The 20645-nt window shown below is 70.3% G+C and carries 20 protein-coding genes and 2 pseudogenes; 10 read left to right on the top strand and 12 right to left on the bottom strand.

The features are described 5' to 3' along the window. The 5 genes and pseudogenes from JWP64_RS03275 to JWP64_RS31355 all read left to right on the top strand — a co-directional run. Positions 1-472: SDR family oxidoreductase (locus JWP64_RS03275; protein WP_297492089.1), on the top strand; the 472-nt coding region annotated here is incomplete at its 5' end. A 38-nt stretch (positions 473-510) separates the two neighbouring features. Continuing rightward, positions 511-948, top strand: a complete 438-nt coding sequence (locus JWP64_RS03270) for an SRPBCC family protein (protein WP_297492087.1) — start codon at positions 511-513, stop codon at positions 946-948. An 878-nt stretch (positions 949-1826) separates the two neighbouring features. Then, positions 1827-2174 (top strand): helix-turn-helix domain-containing protein, encoded by a 348-nt coding sequence (locus JWP64_RS03265; protein ID WP_297492085.1) that lies wholly within the window; start codon positions 1827-1829, stop codon positions 2172-2174. A gap of 20 nt (positions 2175-2194) precedes the next feature. Continuing rightward, a complete protein-coding gene (locus JWP64_RS03260) occupies positions 2195-2947 on the top strand; it encodes a hypothetical protein (RefSeq protein ID WP_297492083.1) in 753 nt (250 codons plus the stop codon). Next, positions 2920-2982 (top strand): annotated as a pseudogene (locus tag JWP64_RS31355) (hypothetical protein); the annotation flags it as partial. The gene JWP64_RS03260 and the pseudogene JWP64_RS31355, both read left to right, overlap by 28 nt. A gap of 261 nt (positions 2983-3243) precedes the next feature. Here JWP64_RS31355 and JWP64_RS03255 read toward each other — a convergent pair. The 5 genes and pseudogenes from JWP64_RS03255 to JWP64_RS03235 all read right to left on the bottom strand — a co-directional run bounded on the left by JWP64_RS03255 (position 3244) and on the right by JWP64_RS03235 (position 8903). Next, a complete protein-coding gene (locus JWP64_RS03255; RefSeq protein WP_297492081.1) occupies positions 3244-3807 on the bottom strand; it encodes a dihydrofolate reductase family protein in 564 nt (187 codons plus the stop codon). Positions 3808-4018: 211 nt separating this feature from the next. Further along, positions 4019-5109 (bottom strand): annotated as a pseudogene (locus tag JWP64_RS03250) (IS630 family transposase). An 801-nt stretch (positions 5110-5910) separates the two neighbouring features. After that, positions 5911-6432, bottom strand: a complete 522-nt coding sequence (locus tag JWP64_RS03245; RefSeq protein WP_297492079.1) for a DoxX family protein — start codon at positions 6430-6432, stop codon at positions 5911-5913. An 85-nt stretch (positions 6433-6517) separates the two neighbouring features. Continuing rightward, positions 6518-7384, bottom strand: coding sequence for a mycofactocin-coupled SDR family oxidoreductase (locus JWP64_RS03240; protein ID WP_297492077.1), 867 nt, complete (start codon positions 7382-7384; stop codon positions 6518-6520). Positions 7385-7412: 28 nt separating this feature from the next. After that, positions 7413-8903 (bottom strand): aldehyde dehydrogenase family protein, encoded by a 1491-nt coding sequence (locus tag JWP64_RS03235; RefSeq protein WP_297492075.1) that lies wholly within the window; start codon positions 8901-8903, stop codon positions 7413-7415. 332 nt (positions 8904-9235) lie between these two features. Between JWP64_RS03235 and JWP64_RS03230 the strand changes: the two genes are divergently transcribed. The 3 genes from JWP64_RS03230 to JWP64_RS03220 are packed head-to-tail and all read left to right on the top strand — an operon-like array spanning position 9236 to position 11374. Then, complete coding sequence (locus JWP64_RS03230; RefSeq protein ID WP_297492073.1) at positions 9236-10093, top strand: 3-carboxyethylcatechol 2,3-dioxygenase; 858 nt, start codon at positions 9236-9238, stop codon at positions 10091-10093. 38 nt (positions 10094-10131) lie between these two features. Beyond that, positions 10132-10470 carry a nuclear transport factor 2 family protein gene (locus tag JWP64_RS03225; RefSeq protein WP_297492071.1) on the top strand — a complete coding sequence of 113 codons (339 nt, stop codon included), beginning with the start codon at positions 10132-10134 and terminating at the stop codon, positions 10468-10470. 43 nt (positions 10471-10513) lie between these two features. Beyond that, positions 10514-11374: an acyl-CoA thioesterase domain-containing protein gene (locus JWP64_RS03220; RefSeq protein WP_297492069.1), complete on the top strand. Its 861-nt coding sequence runs from the start codon at positions 10514-10516 to the stop codon at positions 11372-11374. Between the two features lie 86 nt (positions 11375-11460). Here the strand turns inward: JWP64_RS03220 and JWP64_RS03215 are convergent, their stop codons facing one another. Then, on the bottom strand, positions 11461-12630 hold the full coding sequence (locus JWP64_RS03215) for an amidohydrolase family protein (protein ID WP_297492066.1): 1170 nt from the start codon (positions 12628-12630) through the stop codon (positions 11461-11463). 120 nt (positions 12631-12750) lie between these two features. Between JWP64_RS03215 and JWP64_RS03210 the strand changes: the two genes are divergently transcribed. Further along, positions 12751-13047 (top strand): hypothetical protein, encoded by a 297-nt coding sequence (locus JWP64_RS03210; protein WP_297492064.1) that lies wholly within the window; start codon positions 12751-12753, stop codon positions 13045-13047. A 54-nt stretch (positions 13048-13101) separates the two neighbouring features. Here the strand turns inward: JWP64_RS03210 and JWP64_RS03205 are convergent, their stop codons facing one another. Next, the gene (locus tag JWP64_RS03205) at positions 13102-14271 is read right to left on the bottom strand and encodes an amidohydrolase family protein (protein ID WP_297492063.1); all 1170 of its coding nucleotides are present in this window, start codon (positions 14269-14271) and stop codon (positions 13102-13104) included. A gap of 520 nt (positions 14272-14791) precedes the next feature. Here JWP64_RS03205 and JWP64_RS03200 point away from each other — a divergent pair. Further along, the gene (locus JWP64_RS03200) at positions 14792-16123 is read left to right on the top strand and encodes an MFS transporter (protein ID WP_297492061.1); all 1332 of its coding nucleotides are present in this window, start codon (positions 14792-14794) and stop codon (positions 16121-16123) included. Positions 16124-16216: 93 nt separating this feature from the next. Here the strand turns inward: JWP64_RS03200 and JWP64_RS03195 are convergent, their stop codons facing one another. From JWP64_RS03195 to JWP64_RS03175, 5 genes are all read right to left on the bottom strand, one after another. After that, positions 16217-16996, bottom strand: coding sequence for an SDR family NAD(P)-dependent oxidoreductase (locus JWP64_RS03195; RefSeq protein WP_297492059.1), 780 nt, complete (start codon positions 16994-16996; stop codon positions 16217-16219). A gap of 31 nt (positions 16997-17027) precedes the next feature. Continuing rightward, positions 17028-17945, bottom strand: coding sequence for an LLM class F420-dependent oxidoreductase (locus JWP64_RS03190; RefSeq protein ID WP_297492057.1), 918 nt, complete (start codon positions 17943-17945; stop codon positions 17028-17030). Next, complete coding sequence (locus JWP64_RS03185; RefSeq protein ID WP_297492055.1) at positions 17942-18715, bottom strand: SDR family NAD(P)-dependent oxidoreductase; 774 nt, start codon at positions 18713-18715, stop codon at positions 17942-17944. The genes JWP64_RS03190 and JWP64_RS03185 overlap by 4 nt, the downstream gene beginning before the upstream one ends. Beyond that, the gene (locus JWP64_RS03180; RefSeq protein ID WP_297492053.1) at positions 18712-19704 is read right to left on the bottom strand and encodes an NADPH:quinone oxidoreductase family protein; all 993 of its coding nucleotides are present in this window, start codon (positions 19702-19704) and stop codon (positions 18712-18714) included. Before JWP64_RS03180 ends, JWP64_RS03185 begins: the two co-directional genes overlap by 4 nt. Before the next feature lie 77 nt (positions 19705-19781). Beyond that, positions 19782-20417 carry a TetR/AcrR family transcriptional regulator gene (locus tag JWP64_RS03175; protein WP_297492051.1) on the bottom strand — a complete coding sequence of 212 codons (636 nt, stop codon included), beginning with the start codon at positions 20415-20417 and terminating at the stop codon, positions 19782-19784. Positions 20418-20645: the final 228 nt, after the last annotated feature.

Genomic DNA, 20645 nt, shown 5'->3' with positions numbered 1-20645 from the left:
CGCGTGGGACGTCGGGATAGCGGTCATGCTGACCGGCGTCTGGAACACCATCCAGGTCTCCTATCCGCACCTGGTCGAGCGGGGGATGGGCGGAGCGATCGTCGTCACCAGTTCGATGGCCGGTCTGCGGGCACTGACCGACGGCAGCGCCGGGTCGGACGCCTACACTGCCGCCAAGATCGCCGTGACCGGTCTCGTCAGGGCCTACGCGCAATTCCTCGCACCCGAGGAGGTGCGGGTGAATGCAGTCGCGCCCACGGGGGTGGCGACGCCGATGATCCTCGACAACCCGGGTCTGTTCGAGGTCTTCGAATCCAGGCCGAACCTGGCCAACGCCATGCAAAACGCGCTGCCGGCGCTGATGGTCGAGCCGATCGACATCAGCGAGGCCGTGCTCTATCTCGTCGGGGACTCGGGCCGGTACGTCACCGGCGTCACGCTCCCCGTCGACGCCGGCATGAGCATCGCCTGAACAGTCCGTCGCCATCGAACCGCTGAACCGGAGGAACCATGGGTGTCATCAGCAAGTCCGCCGTCGTGTCCGCTCCGTCCGAGAAGATCCTCGGCATCCTCCTCGACGTCGAGTCCCACCCGAGTTGGCAGAAGGAGGTCCAGAAGGTCGAGGTCCTGGAGAGCGACGACCAGGGGCGCCCGAAGCAGACCAGGGTGTCGATCTCGGCCATGGGGCAGAATGGCAGCTACTCGGTCCGCTACGACTACCCGGAGCCGGGGAAGTTCGAGTACCGCCTGGTCGAAGGCGACATGATGACGAAGAACGATGCCAGCTTCACGCTCGTACCCTGCGACGGCGGGAACACCGAGGTGTTCATCGCCATGGACATGAACATCAAATGGGCGCTCCCGGAGTTCATGATCGACCAGCTGACCCTGAAGGGCGTCAAGGACATGCTGAAGGGGCTCAAGTCCAAGGCTGAACAATCTGCATAGGGCGGTGAACGACCTGCTCCGTTCGATCGTCAGTCGGGATCCGCCGCCGGTCGCTTCAGAATCCTGGTGAAATGTTTCCAGCGGCCTCGTCGCCCTCGCTGACCGTTGGAGTCATCGACATTGGTGTCAGCCGTGGTGATCGGGCACTCGTCGTTGCGCTGATGCGTCCACCGCCCATCAGGCCGGTGGCAAAGCGAGCCCGTCGTACCAGCATCTAGTGGCCACCGGTCGCGGCCATTCCCTCCTCCTCCTCCGCCCACCGTCCGGGCGAGGTGCTCCCCGGGGGCGCCGCGCGCCAGTGAGCAGGTCCGATGAGGCGATGACGGGTAGGCGAACGAGCTCCGCGACGCGATACCGCACCGGACCAGTCCCACAAGAGCCCGGTACAGCGTGGCTGCTCCTCCCATCCGGGCTGTTGCGTCCTGTCTGGTGGGCCTGAGCCCCAACATAGTCACGGAGGCGTGTACGAGGAGGCAATATCGCGCGTAGAGCGGTGGCCGATGCGATCGCGGCGGCAACGCCGATCGCGACAGTGGTGAGGAAGGCGAGCGTGGCGGTGAGTCGGACGCAGGCGGCGTTCGCGCCCGTCATGAACAACGGCGACTCAGTCTGAGAACGGTCCAGTCGGCCGGTAATCGTGGCGGGGCATCGGGCTCCTCGGCAGCTGGGGAACCGCTTCCTACACTGCTGAGACGCGGTGTTCGAGACCGTTCTCTGCCGCGTTGCACAACCGCGCACGGCACCGCACAGCGATGCCGAAGGCGGGAGCGGCGGTGAAAGACGCACCAGGACCCGAACTAGGGTTCGATGCTTGGTTTCTGAGGTGCGTCAGACTTTGTGGCAGGGTCCGAAGTTGACCGGTCACGAAGGGTGTCTGGGTGAGCAGATCGCAGAAACCGTCCCGGCAGGTGGCTGTGGACGAGCAGATCCAGGTCGTGTTGGCGGTGTTGAAGGGTGAGTTGTCGCTGGCGGAGGCGGCACGTCGGCACGGTGTCTCGTCGGTGACGGTGGGGAACTGGCGGGACCGGTTCGTCGACGCGGGCAAGGCGGGCATGGACCGGTCGCTGCCGGGCCCGGACGGTGGCCTGTCGCAGACGGAGCGGCGGCTCCGCAGTGAGTGCAAGGAGCTGAAGCTGGCGTTGGCGGAGGCGACGGTGCAGTTGCGGATCTGGCAGAAGGGCTCCGAGTACATCGACTCCGTCCCTTCGCCGACCTCGAGTCCCTAAGAGCGACACATCGCGTGTCGGTGTCGAGGTTCGCAGCACTGGCCGAGATCCCGGAACGGACCTACTGGCGGCGGCTCGCCCGGCATCGCGCCGGCGATCCTGTCAAGGGGCTGTGGCCGTCTCCGAAGGTCGACCAGGTCGAAGCTGTCGCAGCGAAGTACGCGGCGGACTGGCCGGCGTGGGGGCACCGCAAGATCGCCGCGATGATGCGCGTTGACGGGCACCAGGTGTCCACCTCGACCGTGGAGCGGGCGCTACGTCGTCGCGGGCTGCTGCTACCGTCCGGGTTCCGCGCCGACCGCAGGTCCTGGTCGCGGCTGCGTAAGCGCGTGTTCCGCGACCCGCCACGGGAGCGGAACCGGGTTTGGCAGATGGACTTCTCCGAGTTCGAGACCGCCCGCGGTGGGATCTGGCGGATCTGCGCGGTCATCGACTACGCCACCAAGTACTGCCTCGCGGCTACCGTCACCCCGACGTCTCGCGGCGCCGACGCGCTCACCTGCCTACTTCGCGCCGTCGACGAGGCAGAACGGGTCCTCGACCTCGACGACCTCCGCGCTGACCGTGGGGAGATGGACGTGGTCGACGCCGAGGACTTCGTCATCGGCCAGGTTCCCGCACCTATCGCAGTGGTCACCGACAACGGCCCCTGCTTCCGCGCGGCACCTTCGCCGAGGCGTTCACCGGCGACGACCCGCTGCTTCGTCACGTCCGCACCAGAATCCGGAGCCCACAGACCAATGGCGTGGTCGAACGGTTCTTCGGCACCCTGAAATACGTGCACCTCTACCGCGCGATCATCGGCGATGGCAACGCCCTCGCTGTCGAACTCGGCCTATTCCGCCGCACCTACAACACCCTGCGGCCCACCAGGCCCTCGACGACAGGACGCCGGGCAAGCGTACGTCACCGGCACGGGGACCCAGTAACCACCGGTCCGACCGTCCCGTTGGGGGGATCCCTTACATACACGTCCTGTTATCCGGCGGGGGGATCACAATCGCCTCGGAACACGGCGCCACGAGATCCTTGGGCGGCCCGAAGCCCGCGCCGATCCGACGTCGGGCACTCAGTGCCTGGTCTCGTACCTGGTCAGGACCACGCCGTCGGGAAACGTCCGGGTCTCCACCAGGGTCAGGTTCGCCCAGTTGTCCAGGGCCGTGAAGAACGGCGTGCCGCTGCCCACCATGACCGGTGCGGTGGCCAGCACGTACTCGTCGATCAGCCCGGCCCGCATCGCCGCTGCGGCGAGTGTGGCGCCGCCGATGTCAATGGGGCCGCCATCCTCGGCCTTGAGCCGGGTGATCTCGGTGACCGCGTCGCCGGTGACCAGGCGGGTGTTCCGGTCGACCGTGCTGATCGTGGAGGAGAACACCACCTTCGGCATATCCTGCCAGCGGCGGGCGAACTCGATCTCCGCCGGTGTGGCGCCGGGCTGCTGGTCGGCGGTCGGCCAGTGGGAACTCATCGTCTCCCACAGTTTGCGCCCATACAGCGCCAGGCCGGTCGCCCCTACCCGGTCGGACCACCACTGGAACAACTCGTCGCTCGGCACGCTCCAGCCGAGGTCGTCGCCGGGCGCGGCGATGTAGCCGTCCAGGGTCAGGTTCATGCCAAAGGTCAGCTTCCGCATGGCGTCAGCCTCCCGTGAGTCGGTATTCAGCGTACAGACCAGCAGGGCGCGGAAAATCATCGGTCAGGCCACACCGAGGGCCGGTTGACCACCACGCCAAGCGGATGCTGCGTACGGAAGGGAACCCCCTACGTACACCCGACACCGGGGCGCCCGGACCGCCATCACCTTGACCCGCGGTGTTGCAGATACCCGTACGATGAAAATCTCACTAGTGTCCTGAGTCGTTAATTCGTCGGCAGTAGTGGGCGACTTTGTCAAGGATCTCGTCAGCGGTCTTGACCCACATGTAGGGCTTGGGGTCGTCGTTCCAAGTGTCGATCCGAGCCCGGACGTCGGCGTTCAGCGCTCGGACCGAGCGATGCGTCGAGCGTTGCAGCTTCTTGGTGGTGAGCTCGGCGAACCAGCGTTCGACGAGGTTGAGCCAGGAGGAGCTGGTCGGGGTGAAGTGCAGGACGAAGCGCGGATGCGCGGCCAGCCAGCGGCGGATGGCCGGGGTCTTGTGGGTGGAGGCGTTATCGAGCACCAGGTGCACGTCGAGCTCGGCGGGCACTTCGCGGTCGAGTTTGCGCAGGAACTTGCCGAACTCGACCGCCCGATGTCGGGCGTGCAGCGACCCGATGACCTTGCCGGTGGTGATGTCGAGCGCGGCGTAGAGGCTGGAGGTGCCGTTGCGACGTAGTCGTGACTGGCCCGCGCGGGTGTGCCGGGCAGCATGGGGAAGACGGGCTGGGTGCGGTCGAGGGCCTGGATCTGGGTCTTCTCGTCCACGCACAGCACCAGTGCGCGTTCGGGCGGGTCGAGGTAGAGCCCGACGACGTCGCGGACCTTGTCCACGAACAGCGGGTCCTTGGACAGCTTCCATGTGTCGACCTTGTGTGGGGCCAGCCCGAAGGCCCGCCACACCCGTGAGACCGTGGACTGCGACATCCCCAGGTGCGCGGCCATCGAGCGGGTCGACCAGTGCGTCGCGTCTTTCGGTGCGGACTCCAGGGTCTCGGTGATCAGCCGTTCGACCTGCTCGTCGGTGACCGTGCGCGGCCGCCCCGGCCGCGGCTCGTCGACCAACCCGTCCAGGCGGTGCTCAGCAAAGCGCGATCGCCAGGTCGTCACGGTCGGCCGTGACACCTCCAGCCGAGCTGCGATCTCGGTGTTCGACAGGCCCTCGGCCGCGGCCAGCACGATCTTGCTTCGCGCTGCCAGCCCGGCCGTCGAGGTCCGCCGCCGGGCCCAGGATTCCAGCTGGGCCCGCTCGTCGTCGGTCAGCTCGATCCGCGCCGGCTTCGGGCCTCGAGTCGCCATACTGCAGCCTAACAACCGACAACGATTTAACGACTCACGACACTAGCCGGGGCCTAAACGTACATGTACTGAGCCCCAGCTAAATCAAGATCAAACCCTGCCAACTCCTTGACGCATGACATTTCGTCATCGTTACCGCGGCTCCGTGGCGCCAGGGACCCTGCAAGGTCGAGGGATTCAGGGAACGGCGCTTTGCGGCCCGCTGCCTCCCGAATCCGTCACCGACCCCGTCCGGATTACGACTACGAGCGCACTGCGCCCGACTCGTCACGGCCGAGCTCGAGATCGAACGCGTTGACCAGGAACATCAGCGCTACGCAGACATCACCCCTGTCCGAGTCTGCTCGAGTACGGACTCGATCTCGTCGGTGACGAAGGTACAGCCGCCGTTGGGAGGTGGCTGTCTGATCGTGTCGTGGATCGGTGAGCGTTTATGCGTGGCGGCGCTGGCCGTTAGATCCGTCGCCTCGAACAGCTCGTCGACCAGGGCCAGCTGCGTGGTGATGCTGTGGCTTGCGCGGGATCGGGCCGGCTCACCGGCGCCCGGGCGGCGGTCCAGACATGAATTTGGTGCCGGCGGATCTCGCGTGCCACGCCGCGGAGGTGCCGATGCCGCTCAGCGGCGTGATCCGGAGGTGCCCGCATCGCTCAGGAGGGGCGGTCCGCAGGCGCACGCGGTGGTGGCGTCGAGGGGCGAGTAGCCCCGGAACGCACAGCCGGCCCGGCCGCGAGCACGACAGGAGCAGCTGCCGAACGGCTACGCGCCGAGCCCTCCAGGCCTGCGTCGGGCAGGCCCCGCTCTCAGGCGTTGTTCACGACCGTCGATGGACGGAAGAAGATCACGAGCTGTCCCACGCCGGCGAGCCCTCCGCCGGCCACCGCGATGAGCAGGCCGGTCGATCCCGAGAGCGGGCCGGTGAGCCCGAGGACATGATCCAGGGAGTACCGGCCGGGACCGGTCACGGCGACGGCGACCCCGATCGTGGCGAGTACGAGGTTGTACTCCCATCCTGACCGCACGCTGAAGAAGCCGTTGGCGCGATGAACCGTGTACCCGGCGACCAGCATGAGCGCGACGAACGCGGCGCCCGCCACCGCGGTGAGCAGCCCCGCGGCCAAGAAGATGCCGGCAAGCAGTTCGGTCGTGGCGGCCGCCAGAGCGTGCAGCCGACCCGGGCGCATGCCCATGCTGTCGAACCAGCGGCCGGTGCCGGAGATCCGCCCGCCCGAGAAGAACTTCTGGTACCCGTGGGCGGCCATGGTGATCCCGGCGACCACACGGAGGACGAGGATTCCGACGTCTGCGGAAGTGCTACCGGTCATCAGGGGCCTCTCAGCTCTGCTTCGACGAATCTGACTGGGTGCATCTCGGCTCGCCCGGCTGCGGCGTGCGGCCGGAGGAACGGTCTCAGCTACCGGGCCCCTGAGGGAACTTCAGCAGGGAGCCGGCGTCGACGCGGATCTGCTGCCCGGTGACGTAGCGGGCTTCGTCGGAGGCCAGGAACAGGACGAGGTTGGAGATGTCGACCGGCTCGACGTAGGGGATCGGCATGGCCTGGAAGGTTGTGACCGCCGGCTCGACGTCCTCCCGGGTCGGGTTCTCGAGGTCGGGCCGGAACATGCCGTAGAGGCCGTCGTTGTGCAGCAGGTGCGTGTTGACGTTGGTCGGGTGGACGGCGTTGACGCGGATGAACCTCGGCGCGAGGTGCAGGGCCATCTGCTCGACATAGCTCATCAGGATCCGCTTCGCCCAGCCGTAACCGGCGCTGCCGGGGCCCATCGCGGGGTTGTCGGTCGTGTTGGGCAGCATCGCCGCGGTCGATCCGGTGACCACGACCGACCCGAAGTTCGGCAGGTGCGGCACGGCCACCGCCACCGCGTTCATCACGCCGATGAGGTCGACGTCGGTGGCGTCGACGAAGTCCATCGGGTCCGGGTCGCCCATGGCCATCGGCAGGATGCCGGCGTTGGCCACGACGACATCGAGCCGGCCCAGCTCCGCGATACCGGCCTCCACGGCCTCCTGCAGCTGGTGGCGCTCCCGGACGTCGGCCTTGCGGGTGACGATGCGGCGATCGAGCTTCTCCACCAGCAGTGCGGTCTCGGCGAGGTCGGCGTCCGTGGCCAGCGGATAGGGGTTGGACTCGATCTGTTCGCAGATGTCGACCGCGACGATGTCCGCGCCCTCCTGCGCCAGGCGCACGGCGTGGCTCCGGCCCTGACCCCGCGCCGCGCCGGTGACGAACGCGACCTTGCCTTCCAGGCGACCTGGCATGACGAACCTCTCGACGATGGGTAGGTGCTCAGCCGGCGTAGCCGACGGTCTTGCTCTGCAGGTGCTGCTCGAAGCCCTCGATGCCGCCCTGGCGGCCCTGGCCGCTCTGCTTGTAGCCGCCGTAAGGGGCGTCCGAGCCGTAGAACATGCCGCCGTTGACGTTGATGCTTCCCGTGCGGATCTGACGGGCCGTCGCGAGACCGCGGTCGAGCGAGGCCGAGAAGACCGCCCCGGAGAGGCCGTACGGGCTGTCGTTGGCGATCCGGACCGCGTGGGCGTCGTCGTCGTAGGGGAGCACGGCGAGGACCGGTCCGAAGATCTCCTCGCGGGCCACCGTCATGCCGTTGTCCACGTCGGCGAGCAGCGTCGGCTCGACGAAGTACCCCTTCGGCAGGTGCGAGGGCCGGCCTCCGCCCACGACGACCCGTGCTCCCTCCTCACGGCCCTTCTCGATGTAGGCCAGCACGCGGTCGCGCTGGCGGGCGTTGATCTGCGGGCCGGCGATGTTCTGCGGGTTCGTCGGGTCGCCGTAGGGCAGCTGGGAAAACACCGCCGCGAGGATCTCCACACCCTGCTCGTAGCGGGAGCGGGGCAGCAGGACCCGTGTCGTCAGTGCGCATCCCTGCCCGGCGTGCATGCACGCACCCATGCCGGCCTGCGGGAGGACGGCCGCGAGGTCCGCGTCGTCCAGCACGATCATCGCGGACTTGCCGCCCAGCTCCAGGAGCGTCCGCTTCATCGTCGGCGCCGAGAGCTCCACGATTCGCCGGCCCACGCCCGTGGAACCGGTGAACGACACCATGTCCACCCGCGGGTCGGTCACCAGCAGCTCGGCGACCGCGTTGTCCGACGTCGGGACGACGTTCACGACACCTGCCGGGATGTCGGTGCGCTCCGCGACGATCCGCCCGATCCGGGTGGCGTTCCACGGGGTGTCCGGGGCCGGCTTGAGGACGACGGTGTTCCCGGCCGCCAGCGCCGGCCCGAGCTTGTTGATCGTCACCTCGAACGGGAAGTTCCAGGGCACGATGGCGGCCACGACCCCCACCGGCTCCTTCCACACCGCACGGCGGCTGGGCCCGAACAGGTTGGTGGCGGGGAGCTCGCGCTCCCAGGGGAAGGTGTCGATCAGCTCCATCGGGGCGCGCAGGCCGTCCGCGAGCGGCCACTCGAGCTGCGCGATGTGGGTCACCGCCAACGGGGCGCCGGCCTCGGCGACGAGCTCCGCGCGCAGGGCTTCCTTCTCGTCCTCGAGCGCCGCCTGCAGCTGCGCCAGGCACCGCTTGCGCAGTTCGCGATCCGTCGACCATTCGGTCTCGTCGAAGGCCCGCCGCGCCGCGGCGATCGCGCGGTCCATGTCCTCGGGTCCGGCGTCGGCTGTCTGGCCGAGGACGTCCTCGGTGGCCGGGTTGACGTTGTCGTACCGCCTGCCTGCGGTCGCTTCGCCGAGCTGCCCGTCGATCAGGAGCCGTGCCTCGCCCTGCGCCGTCGCCGCGCCCGGGGGAACAGTCGCCGTCATTGCGTCCTCCGACACCAGTGTCACCAACCGTCTCGGAGACGGCTCGATGGCGCGGACGGTACATCCCCGCATCGGTCGTGTCGACGGAAGCCTCGACGATGTCCATCTGAGCTGGGGATACGTGTCGTATGAACCTTTGTGAGGTTACGGTGTCAGGCCGCCGCGGAGGCGGTTCCTCGACGTCTGGTGGAGTCCACGCCTCCCGGCCAGGAGCAGTATTCTGACAGTGCATTCTTGCTGTGTCGGATCTGATCTGACATCGTGTCCACAAGAGTCGATGCGTTGCCGGCATGCGGCACGCCTCGTTCGCCGGGGGTCAGGGAGGACATGCGATGACGCAGCGGCGCCTGGTGGTCTGTGCCAGCCACAGCCCGGGTATGGAGCGCGACGTCGAGCGCGTGCAGGGCGCATCGTTCCGCGAGGGGCTCGCCCGGACCCGTGGGATCGTCGACGCCTTCGACCCGGATCTCGTGGTGCTCTTCGGCGGGGACCACCGGCGGGCGTTCACCCACGTCGTCCCGAGTTTCGCGGTCGCGCTCTCCGCCGGGATCCTGCCCGAGGGTGGCCACGAGGAGGGTTCGCTCGACGTCCCGCCGGAGGCCGCGCGCGCCCTGGCCGACCACCTGCTCGACTCCGGGATCGACATCGCCGTGTGCCGGGACGTCGCGCTGGATCACGCCTTCGCCCAGCCGCTGCGTGACCTGGTCGGGAGCCTCGACGGCCGGCCCGTGATCCCGGTGGCGGTGAACTGCGCGACGGCCCCGCTGCCGCGGGCCTCCCGGGTGCTCGCCCTCGGCGACGCCGTCGCCGATTTCCTCGACGGGCGCCCGGAGAAGATCCTGGTCATCGGAACGGGCGGGCTGTCGCACTCGCCGCCCAGCCTGGAGATCGACGCCTGGGACCTCGATCCCGAGGTCCGCGCCCGGCTCATCGCCGAGGGTGCGGCGGCCGCCCGGACGAAGATCCGGCCGGAATGGGACGCGGCCTTCCTCGACGCGCTCGCGCGCTGGGACCGCACGCGCCTCGCCGAGCTCACCGACGGCGCGCACGCGGCGGCCGGGGCGGGTGCGAACGAGGTCCGCACCTGGCTGGCCGCCGGCGCCGCCGGGGGAGGGGTGCCGCTGAGCGCGCTCGTCTACGAGCCCGTCGAGGAGTGGATCACCGGCATGGCCGCGGCCGCGTCCGTCTGACGGCGGCGTCCCCTGCCACCGAGGAAACGGAGCGCCGGATGGCCGACAACTGGGTCGAGAAGTACTTCACCGCCTGGAACGGGACGGACGCGGACGCCGTGGCGGCCTTCGTGACCGACGACGTCGTCTTCGAGGACGTCACCGCGGGCCACGTCGCCCACGGCGCGCACCAGTTCCGGAAGTTCGTCGAGATCTGCTACCGGAGGGTGCCGGACGCCCGCTACGAGGTCGTCGCGAGCCGGACCTCGGACGACTCCTACGCCGTCGAGTGGGTCATGCAGCCGATGGGGGTGCGCGGCGCCTCGGTCGGCACGCTGCGCGAAGGACGGATCGCGTCGAACCGCGACTACTGGAACGGGGCCGAGTTCCAGCCGTGACGGCTACCGGTCCCGACGAGATCCGGCCGGGAGGAAGAGGCACATGGGAACGACCTTGGCTGACGTGCTCTCCCTCGACCAGGAGGACGGCCGGACCTTCCGCGGGCACTCGCCCGTCCCGTCGCCGCCGCGGGTCTTCGGCGGTCAGCTCGTCGCCCAGGCCCTCGCGGCCGCGGGGCGCACCGTGCCCACCGGGCGTCGCCCGCACTCGCTGCACGCGCACTTCCTCCGCCCCGGCGACACCGCGCTGCCGCTGACCTACGAGGTGGACGACGTGCACGACGGCGGCGCGCTGACCCTGCGGCACGTCGTCGCCGTCCAGGGGGACCGCAGCCTGTTCCGGCTCATGGCGTCCTTCGGCGAGCCCCGGCCGGGTCCGTCGCACGAACTGCCCTCCCCTGTCCCGCGGGCGTTCGAGGCCGTGCCGGCGGCGGAGGCCGGTCTCGCGGGGGCGGAGCCGAGCACCCGGAGATGGGCCGCCGGGCTGCGCGCCGTGATCCCGCTGGATCTCCGGTTCCCGGCGCTGCCGCCGCGGGACGCGGTGATCCGCGGGGAACGGCCGGCGCCTCGGCAGCGCATCCTGGTCCGGGCCGCGGACCCGCTCCCGGACGACCCGCTGCTGCACGCCTGCGCGATCGCCTACGCCTCCGACCTGCTCCTGCTGTCGACGGCGATGCTGCCGCACGGGCTGGTGATGGGCGATCCGGGCGTGCACGCCGTCAGCCTCGGCCATTCCGTCTGGTTCCACGCCGCGGCGCGGGCCGACGACTGGCTCGACGACGAGATGGAGTCCGAGTGGGCCGGGGACGGCCGGGCGCTGTGCCACGGGCGGCTTCGGGACGCGCAGGGGCGCCTCGTCGCCACGGTCGCCCAGGAGGGGTCCCTCCGCACCGCGCGGGCCTGAGCCGCTCCGGTCGGGCCAGGCGTCCACCCGGAAGCGCAGGAGCCGGACACGATCGGCGATCGTGTCCGGCTCTCCTGCGACGGGGGTCAGCTCGAGCGCGGGTAGTTCAGCATCCGGCGGGCGTTGGTCTCGACGATCTTCTCGACCTCGTCGTCCGGGATCCCGGCGAGGACCTCGGATGCACGCTTGCGGCTGTTGGGCCAGTTCGAGTCCGAGTGCGGGTAGTCGATCTCCAGGGTGATCCGGTCGATCCCGATCGCGTGCCGGTTCTCGAGCCCGTGCTCGTCGTCGATGAAGCAACCCCAGAAGTGCTCACGGAACAGGTCGCTGGGCTTCACCTCGGCGTCGATGTCCTGATACCAGCGGTGCCGGTCCCAGGTGTAGTCCGCGCGCTCCAGGATGTAGGGGATCCAGCCGATGCCGCCCTCGGCGAGGGAGAACTGCAGCTTCGGGAAGCGCTGCAGGGCCCGGGAGAACAGCAGGTCGACGGTGCTCCACATCAGGTTGGAGGAGAACAGGACCGTGGCCACGGCGAACGGCACGTTCTCGGTGACCATGTCGAGCCCGGGCGCCTTGCCCGAGAAGGAGAACCCCGGCACGAACGAGCCCGAGCCGAAGTGCAGGGATACCGGCATGCCGGTGTCGCTGCAGACCTGCCAGAGCGGGTCCCAGTGCCGGGTGTGGAAGGACGGCAGCCCGAGCGGCACCGGGCTGTCCGGGAACGACAGCGTCCGCGCTCCCTTGGCCGCGACCCGCTCCGCCTCCTTCACCGAGGCCTCGATGTCCCAGACCGGCAGGATCGCCATGGGGACGAAGCGGTCCGGCGCGGTTCCGCACCACTCGTCGATGTAGAAGTCGTTCCAGGCCTGCACGCACAGGAGCGCGAGCTCCTTGTCCTGGGCCCGGAAGAACGTCCCGCCCGCGAACCCGGGGAAGGACGGGAAGCAGAGCGCGGACTGGACGCCGTCGAGGTCCATGTCCTTGACCCGCGCGACGGGGTCGTAGCAGCCGGGGATCATGTCCTCGTACCGGACCGGGTCCATGCCCCAGTCCTTGGGATCCTTGCCGGCGACGGCGTTGAGCCCGATGGTCGGGAACTGCTTCCCGTCGTAGTGCCAGATGTGCTTCCCGTCGACCTCCACGATGCGGGGGGCGGCCTCGCGGTACTTCTGCGGGACCCGGTCCTGCCACACCCGGGGGTGCTCGATCAGGTGGTCGTCCACCGAGACGATCTGGTGGTGCTCCTGCAGCGGCATCCTTGCCCTCCGAACAACTTGAAAACTGGTTTCTGACGCCATGAACTTTCTGACACGACGTCCACCCGACTGTATATGCTGGACCCGCGTGCTCACCAGAGCTTCGGAGGAGATGGACCCATGACCGACGTACGCGACGAGGATGTCGTCGAACGGCCCGACGAGGACGACTACGATCTGCTGACCTTCGGCGAGGCGGGGGCCCGCCTCGAGATCGAGATCCGGGCGATGCGCTCCCGGATCGCGGAGATGGAGCAGGCTTCGCCGGTGGACGCCCACGCGGTCTCGGCCGCGAAGGGACGGCTGGCGGCGCTGCAGGACGGCGCGTCCCGCAACGCGGCGCAGCCCATCAACGACGAGAACTTCGAACGGTTCTTCGGCTACCCGGGCAAGGCCCGGCGGAACACCGCCTGGTGAACACGCAGGAGCGGGGCCCGGTGTCCGGGCCCCGCTCCTCGTTCGCGTCCCGCGTCAGGCGGGGCGCGGGTAGTTCAGCATCCGGCGGGCGTTGGTCTCGACGATCTTCTCGACCTCGTCGTCCGGGATCCCGGCGAGGACCTCGGACGCGCGCTTGCGGCTGTTGGGCCAGTTCGAGTCCGAGTGCGGGTAGTCGATCTCCAGGGTGATCCGGTCGATGCCGATGCTGTGCCGGTTCGTCAGCCCGTGCTCGTCGTCGATGAAGCAACCCCAGAAGTGCTTGCGGAACAGGTCGCTCGGCCGGGTTTCGCGGTCGATGTCCTGGTACCAGCGGTGCCGCTCCCAGGTGTAGTCCGCGCGCTCCAGGATGTAGGGGATCCAGCCGATGCCGCCCTCGGCGAGGGAGAACTGCAGTTTCGGGAAGCGCTGCAGCGCCCCGGAGAACAGCAGGTCGACCGTGCTCCACATCAGGTTCGAGGAGAACAGCACGATCGGGACGGCGAAGGGCACGTTCTCGGCGGCCATCTCCACGCCCGGGGCCTTGCCGGAGAACGAGAAGCCGGGGACGAACGAGCCCGAACCGAAGTGCAGCGACACCGGCATCCCGGTATCCGTGCAGACCTGCCAGAGCGGGTCCCAGTGCCGGGTGTGGAAGGACGGAAGCCCGAGCGGGACCGGGCTGTCGGGGAACGAGATCGTGCGGGCACCCTTGGCCGCGATCCGTTCGGCCTCCTTGACGGAGAGGTCGATGTCCCAGACCGGCAGGATGCCCATCGGGATGAAGCGGTCCGGCGCGGTCGCGCACCACTCGTCGATGTAGAAGTCGTTCCAGGCCTGCACGCACAGGAGCGCGAGCTCCTTGTCCTGCGCGCGGAAGAAGGTGCCGCCGCCGAACCCGGGGAAGGACGGGAAGCACAGCGCGGACTGGACGCCGTCGAGGTCCATGTCCTTGACCCGCGCAACCGGGTCGTAGCAGCCGGGGATCATGTCCTCGTAGCGGACCGGGTCCATGCCCCAGTCCTTCGGGTCCTTGCCGGCGACGGCGTTGAGCCCGATGGTCGGGAATGCCTTCCCGTCGTAGTTCCAGACGTGCTTGTCGTCGACCTCCACGATCCGTGGCGCGGCCTCGCGGTACTTCTGCGGGACCCGTTCCTGCCACACCCGCGGGTGCTCCACGAGGTGGTCGTCCACCGACACGATCTGGTGGTGCTCCTGCAGCGGCATCCTTGCCCTCCGAACACTCGGTGTGAACTGCATTTCTGACGTTCCGTTCACCTACTGTAGCCACGTTGTGCGGCAGATCACCAGGCTGTCGGCCCGGAAAGATCGCTGGGCCTCGCGTCGACGGCGTCGGCCTGCCGGGGTCTGACGAGGTCGCCGCCGGTCGGCCCCGCCCGGAGGCCCCGTGCCGAGGGTGCCGGACCGCGTCAGATCGCCGCCCCACCCCGTCGCCGTACGCCTCACATCTGGCCGGATGAGGTGGCATGAGTGTCAGAAACCACCGTCGGTCCTTGACAGTGGGGTGCGCCACCTGCGAATTTCAGAACAACGTTCCGTGATTTGCGAAACCGACTTCCGGCAGTCGCGCAGGGGACGTCCGAACCGGGCCTCCGAGGCGGCTGCCGCAGTGGAACCGCGGCGGCTGCGCAGGCGGGCCCTCCTCCGTCCGATCGAGCCGATGGGCATGCCGATGTCGTCATCTCTGGAATCGTCGTCCGGTCCCCGGACCATCACGATCGGCCAGGTGGGAGCCCGGCTGGACCGGCTGCCGACCGGCCCGTTCCACCGCAGGGTCCTGCTCGTGGCCGTGGTCACGTTCGTCTTCGAGATCGGGGACCAGTCCGCGACCGGCCTGGTCGCGGCGTCGCTGAGGGAGCACCTCGGCACCGATCTCACCGGGATCGCGTTCGCGGTCTCGGCGATGTACCTCGGGCTCCTCGTGGGCTCGCTGGTCGCCGGGCAGGTCGGCGACCGGTTCGGCCGGCGCTCCACGCTCTCGTGGGGGATGGCGGCGATGGCGGTCTTCTCCGCCCTCGCGGCGTTCTCCCCGAACATCACGACGCTGGTGGTCCTGCGGTTCCTGACCGGGATCGGTCTGGGCGCGACCTACATCGGGATCGTCGTCTACCTGAGCGAGATGTTCCCCGCCCGGCGCCGCGGCCTGTCCCTGGCCGTGGGCGTCGCGATCGGCACCGTCGGGTCGGTCCTGCTCACGGTGCTCGCCCGCGCCGTGGTGCCGATGGGTGAGCACGGCTGGCGGATCGTCTACGCGGTGGGCCTGCTCGGCCTGCTCGCGGTCCCCGCCTGCCGGCGCCTCCCGGAGTCGCCGCGGTGGCTCATCGCCCGGGGCCGCGCGGTGGAGGCCGCGGCCGTGCTGGAGAACATCGAGAAGGAGACCGCGGCGAAGACCGGCGCGCTGCCCGAGCCCGAGGTGCCGGACACGGCCGCGAGCGCGAAGGAGGCCCGGCGCCTGCCCACCTCGGCGTTGTTCCGGGGCAGGCTGCTCCGCAGCACGGTCATGCTGATGATCGTGTGGATCTGCTACTCGGCCGTCCAGCAGGTCACCACCACGTGGACCCCGACGATCCTGGTGCTCCGCGGGTTCACCCAGGCCGAGGCCCTGTCGCTGACCTCGCTGATCGTGCTCGGCTCGCTCGCCGGCTCCATCGCCGCGATCTTCATCGCGGACCGGCTGCCGCGCCGAGCGGGCCTGGTGGCGTTCACCCTCATCGCGGCCGTTGCCGCGCTGTGCTTCGGCTTCGTGACGAACCTGGCGCTGCTGATCGTCTCCGGCTTCGCCATCTACTTCTTCTCCGGGGGTGCCTCGCCGCTGATCAACGCCTACATGGCCGAGGAGTTCCCGACGGACCTGCGGGCGCGCGGCAGCAGCTTCGCGTTCTCGACGGGCCGGCTCACGAACGTCCTCGCGCCCTTCACGATCGCCGCGGTGCTCGCCTCCCTCGGCTACCACGCGATCGCGCTCGGCACGTTCGCCGCCTGGGCGCTGATCGCCGTCGCGGCGCTCGTCCTGGGCCGGCGTCGCTCCCGCACGGCGGACATGGTCGAGCAGGTCTGACCTCGGCCCGGGCCCGCCCGGCGGATGCACGAACGGCACTCTCGCTCATACCTACCGAGCGAGAGTGCCGTTCCGTTCATCCGGCGAGGTACGTCAGCGGACCATCAGCATCCCGCCGTCGACCGCGAACACCTGGCCCGTAATGAAACGGGACCCGGAGCCGGCCAGGAAGACCATCAGCGGTACCAGGTCCCGGTCGACGTCGCCGAGCCGCCCGTCGATCGGCATCTGCGCCGCGATCTGCGCGTCGTGGGCGGCGAGCTGCTCGGGCGCCATCGACGCCCGGGTCTTCGCGTACATCGGTGTCGAGATCGCCGGGGCGATGGCGTTGACGGTGATCCCGGTACGTCCCCACTCCTGGGCGACCGTGCGGGTCCATGCGAGGACCGCGCCCTTGCTGGCGGCGTAGTGCGCCTTGTTGCGCAGGCCCAGCACACCGGCGGCGGACGCGAAGTTGAGGATGCGGCCGCCGCGCTCGTGCAGGTGCCGGAACGCGGCCTGGTTGGTGAGGAACGTCCCGGTCGCGTTGACGGCGAGGACCCGCTCCCACTCCTCGACCGGGATGTTCTCTGCGGGTGTGCCGGGCGCGATTCCGGCGGCGTGCACCAGGACGTCGAGCCCGCCGAGGAGCCCGGCGGCGCGGTCGAACGCGGCGTCCACGGAGGACTTGTCCGTGACGTCGCAGAGCACGAAGTCCGCGTGCCCGGGGCCGTCCGCGGTGGCCTTGGCCGCGATCTCGACGCCCGGCGCCTCCTGCACGTCGCAGGACACCACCGATCCGCCCGCGGCGGTGAAGGCACGGACGATGCCCGCACCCATCCCGCTCGCTCCGCCGGTGACGAGCACCCGGGTGCCCGTGAGCGACTCGCTCATCTGTTGTCTCCTCGGTCGTGGGCCGCCGGTGTCACCGGCGCGCTGCGATCACCTGCGCCCCGTAGTGGCGCAGGGCGTCGAGAGCGGCGGCGCCACTCTCGGCAGATGTGTGGACGAGGACGGACGTGACGCCCGCCTTCGCATAGCGGTCCAGCTCGTCCAGGTGCGCGTCGACGTCCAGCGCCGCGTCGGCCGCTGTGGGGGCCTCCACCTGCACGTCCAGGACCGCGGGGTCGCGGCCCGCCGCCCTGAAGGCTGCGCGGAGCCCGTCGACGGCGTCGGCGAGCTGGGCGAGCGAGTCGATCGACGACGTCCGGAGCGAGGCGGCGGCGCGGCCGGCGGTGAGGAGCGGCGACCAGCCGTGGCCGTACCGGACGACCCGCCGCCTGGTCAGCGGGCTGTTGCCGCCGAGCCAGAGCGGCGGCCCGGGCTGCTGGACCGGGCGCGGCCGGAGGACCTGGTCGACGGCGAGGAACGAGGCTCCCTCGACGTGGTACGGCTCCCCGCCCCAGGCGGCGTGGAGCGCGGCGACCGCCTCGTCGAACAGGGCGTTGCGCCGCGCGAAGTCGGCGCCGACGGCGGCGAACTCGGACCGCAGGTAGCCGGTCCCGGCACCCAGTGTCAGCCGCCCGCCGGAGAGCACGTCCACCGTCGCCAGCGTCTTCGCCAGCTGGGGCGGGTTGTGGTAGGGCAGGACGAGCAGGTGGGTCATCAGCCGGATCCGGGTGGTCACCGCGGCGCAGAAGGCGAGCGCGGCGAGCGGGTCGAACGTGTCGTGCCCGCCGGCCTCGTGCCACTTCCGCGAGGGCGCCGGATGCTCGCTGAACGAGACGGCGTCGAACCCCGCCTCCTCGGCGGTGCGCGCGAACGCGCCCACGGTTCCCGGCTCCACGAGCTCCGCGGAGTAGCCGGCCCCGCGCTCGATCGGGTACTCGGCGGTGAACTTCACGTCCCGTCCGTGATCGTCGTCCCGCCGTCGACCACCAGGACGTGCCCGGTGACGAACGCGCTCGCGGGGGCGGCGAGGTAGACGACCGCGCCCGCGACGTCAGCCGGTGTCCCGACCCGGCGCAGCGGCGTGCCGGCGATCCGGCGCCCCGCCCGCTCGGGATCCGACACGACGGGCCGGGTCATGTCCGTGGCGATCAGCCCCGGCGCGACCGCGTTCACCCGGACCCCGCGCGGTCCCCACTCCACGGCCAGGTTGCGGGCCATCGCCACCAGCGCCGCCTTCGTCATCGAGTAGAGGCCGACCATGCTGCTGCCGCGCAGCGCGGCGATGCTGGCGGTGAGCACCACGCTGCCGGCGCCGCCGTCGGCGAGGTGGGGGAGGGCGTGGGCGGCGAGCCGCAGCCCGCTGCGCAGGTTGACCGTCATGATCCTCTCGTAGGTCTCGTCGTCGACCTCGGTGAGCGGGCCGGGCGGCGCGGTCAGCCCGACGTTGGACACCAGTACGTCGAGCCGGCCCAGGGCCGCGACGGCGGCCGGGACCACGGCGTCGATCTCGGCAGGGACCTCCACGTCGCACGGCAGCGCAACGGCCCGGCCCCCGGCCGCGCGGATCTCCGCGGCGACCGTCTCGCACCCCTCCGGCTCGTTGCCGCTGACCGCGACCGCCGCCCCGTGCGCCGCGAGCTGCAGCGCGGACTCCCGGCCGATGCCGCGGCTGGCGCCGGTGACCAGGGCGACCCGCCCGCCGAGGTCGAACAGGCCGGTCACGGCGCGCCCGCCCGCCCCGCCGCGGTCGTGAGGACGACCTTGCCGGTGGCGGTGCGGTCCGCGACCGTCCGCAGCGCCTCGGTCACCCGCTCGAGCGGGAACCGTGCGGAGACGGCAGCGCCGATGCCCTTGTCGCGCAATGCCTCGAGCTCCAGTGCGTCCCGGGCGGCGGCCTCGGGCTCGTGCTCGGTGAACCCGCGGATCTCGAACCCCTTCACCGTGACGTCCTTGAGCAGCACGAGGTTGAGCGGGATCCGCGGGATGACGCCCGAGGCGAAGCCGACGGTGACGAACCGGCCCCGGCGGCGCGTCGCGCGCAGGAGCACCTCCGCGAGCTCGCCGCCCACCTGGTCCAGCACCACGTCCGGGCCGCCGCACAGCTCGCGGACGCGGGACCGCACGTCCTCGGTCCGGGAGAGGTCCAGGACGGCGTCCGCGCCGAGCGCCGCGCAGAACTCGGCCTTCGCCGGGCTCGAGACGACGGCCAGGACCCGCGCACCGAGCTTCTTGCCCAGCACGACGGCGGCCGAGCCCACGCCGCCGGCGGCGCCGGTGACCGCCACCCACTCGCCCGGCCGCACGTCGGCGACGGACCGCAGCGCGGAGTAGGCCGTCGCGAAGGTGACGCCGCTCGCGGCGGCGGCGACCAGGTCGGCGTCGGGTGCCAGCGGTGTCACCGAGTCCGCCGGCCGTAGGATCCGCTCGGCGAACGCGCCCGCCATGCCCTGCCCCGCCACCCGGTCACCCACCGCGACCCGGGTGACCCGCTCGCCCATCTCGGCGACCACGCCGGCGAACTCGCTACCGGGCGTGAACGGCGCCGGCAGGCTGACCTGGTAGCCGTCCGCCACGAAGAGCAGATCGGTGAAGTTGACGGCCGCGGCGTGCACGATGACGACCACGTCGTCCGGTCCGGGCGCCGGGTCCGGCAGCTCCTGAAGGACCAGGTCCTCAGGCGGGCCGTGACGGGTGCACCGCACCGCGATCATCGGGCGACACCCGCGGGGGACCTGTTCGGAACGACGTTCTCCACAGGACGGAACCTAATTTGACGGATGGTCCCCGGTCAACGCCCGTCGGCTCCGACCGCCCGCACGCAGAAGCCGACCAGGTGCGCCCGCTCGGCGGCGTCCGGCGTCGTGCCGTTCACGACGTGCCGCTGCAGGACCCCCATCAGGGTCTCCTGCAACACCTGGGCGTCGCGGGCGGGCTCGGGGCGGCCGAGGGTGGTGAGCGGTGCCACGAGCAGGGCGCCGACCCGGTCGAGGAGGGTGAGCCCGGCCGGCTCGCGCATGCGCCCGTTGGTCGTCATCTGCTGCATGACGGCGGCGCCCTGCCTCGCGGCCTCGGGCCGGACGAGCTGGGTGAGCAGGCCCTCGACCCACGCGACCAGCTGCTCGACCGGATCGGTGTGCTTCGCCATCTGGTGCTCGAGATAGGTGCCGACCCGCACCAGGCCCCGCTCCACGACGGCGAGCAGCAGGTCCGGCTTCCCGGCGAAGTAGCGATAGAACGTCTGGTTCGAAGTCCCGGCCTCGGCGACGATGTCGGCGACCTTGGGCTCGGCGGGGGACACCCGCTCGGCCACCCGCAACGCGGCGTCCAGGATCTGCTCGACCTCGCCGAGGGCGTCGCGCTGGTGCCGCGACAGCGCCCTGTCGACCGCCGCCCGGACGGAGCCGGGCACCTCCTGCCATTCCACGTCGTCAGTCTTCCCGGCGCGAGGGATGGATGCGGGACGAGGGGTGGCCATGGTCCAGAATCTAGTTCTATCCTGAGCGAAACGCTATTCTGACGATGTGTCCACGATACGGCACGACGCGGGCGACGGAGGGACGAAGATGTCGGAGAAGACCGGGAACACGAGGGGCCGCCGGCTGCGCGGACGAGGAGCCGGGGCGTGAGCGCGGGGACGGGGACCGCGGCCGGC

This window comes from Pseudonocardia sp. (assembly GCF_025465255.1).
Classification (GTDB): domain Bacteria; phylum Actinomycetota; class Actinomycetes; order Mycobacteriales; family Pseudonocardiaceae; genus Pseudonocardia.
The sequence above is the reverse complement of the archived record's forward strand: the minus strand, read 5'-3'. Positions and strand labels throughout refer to the sequence as shown.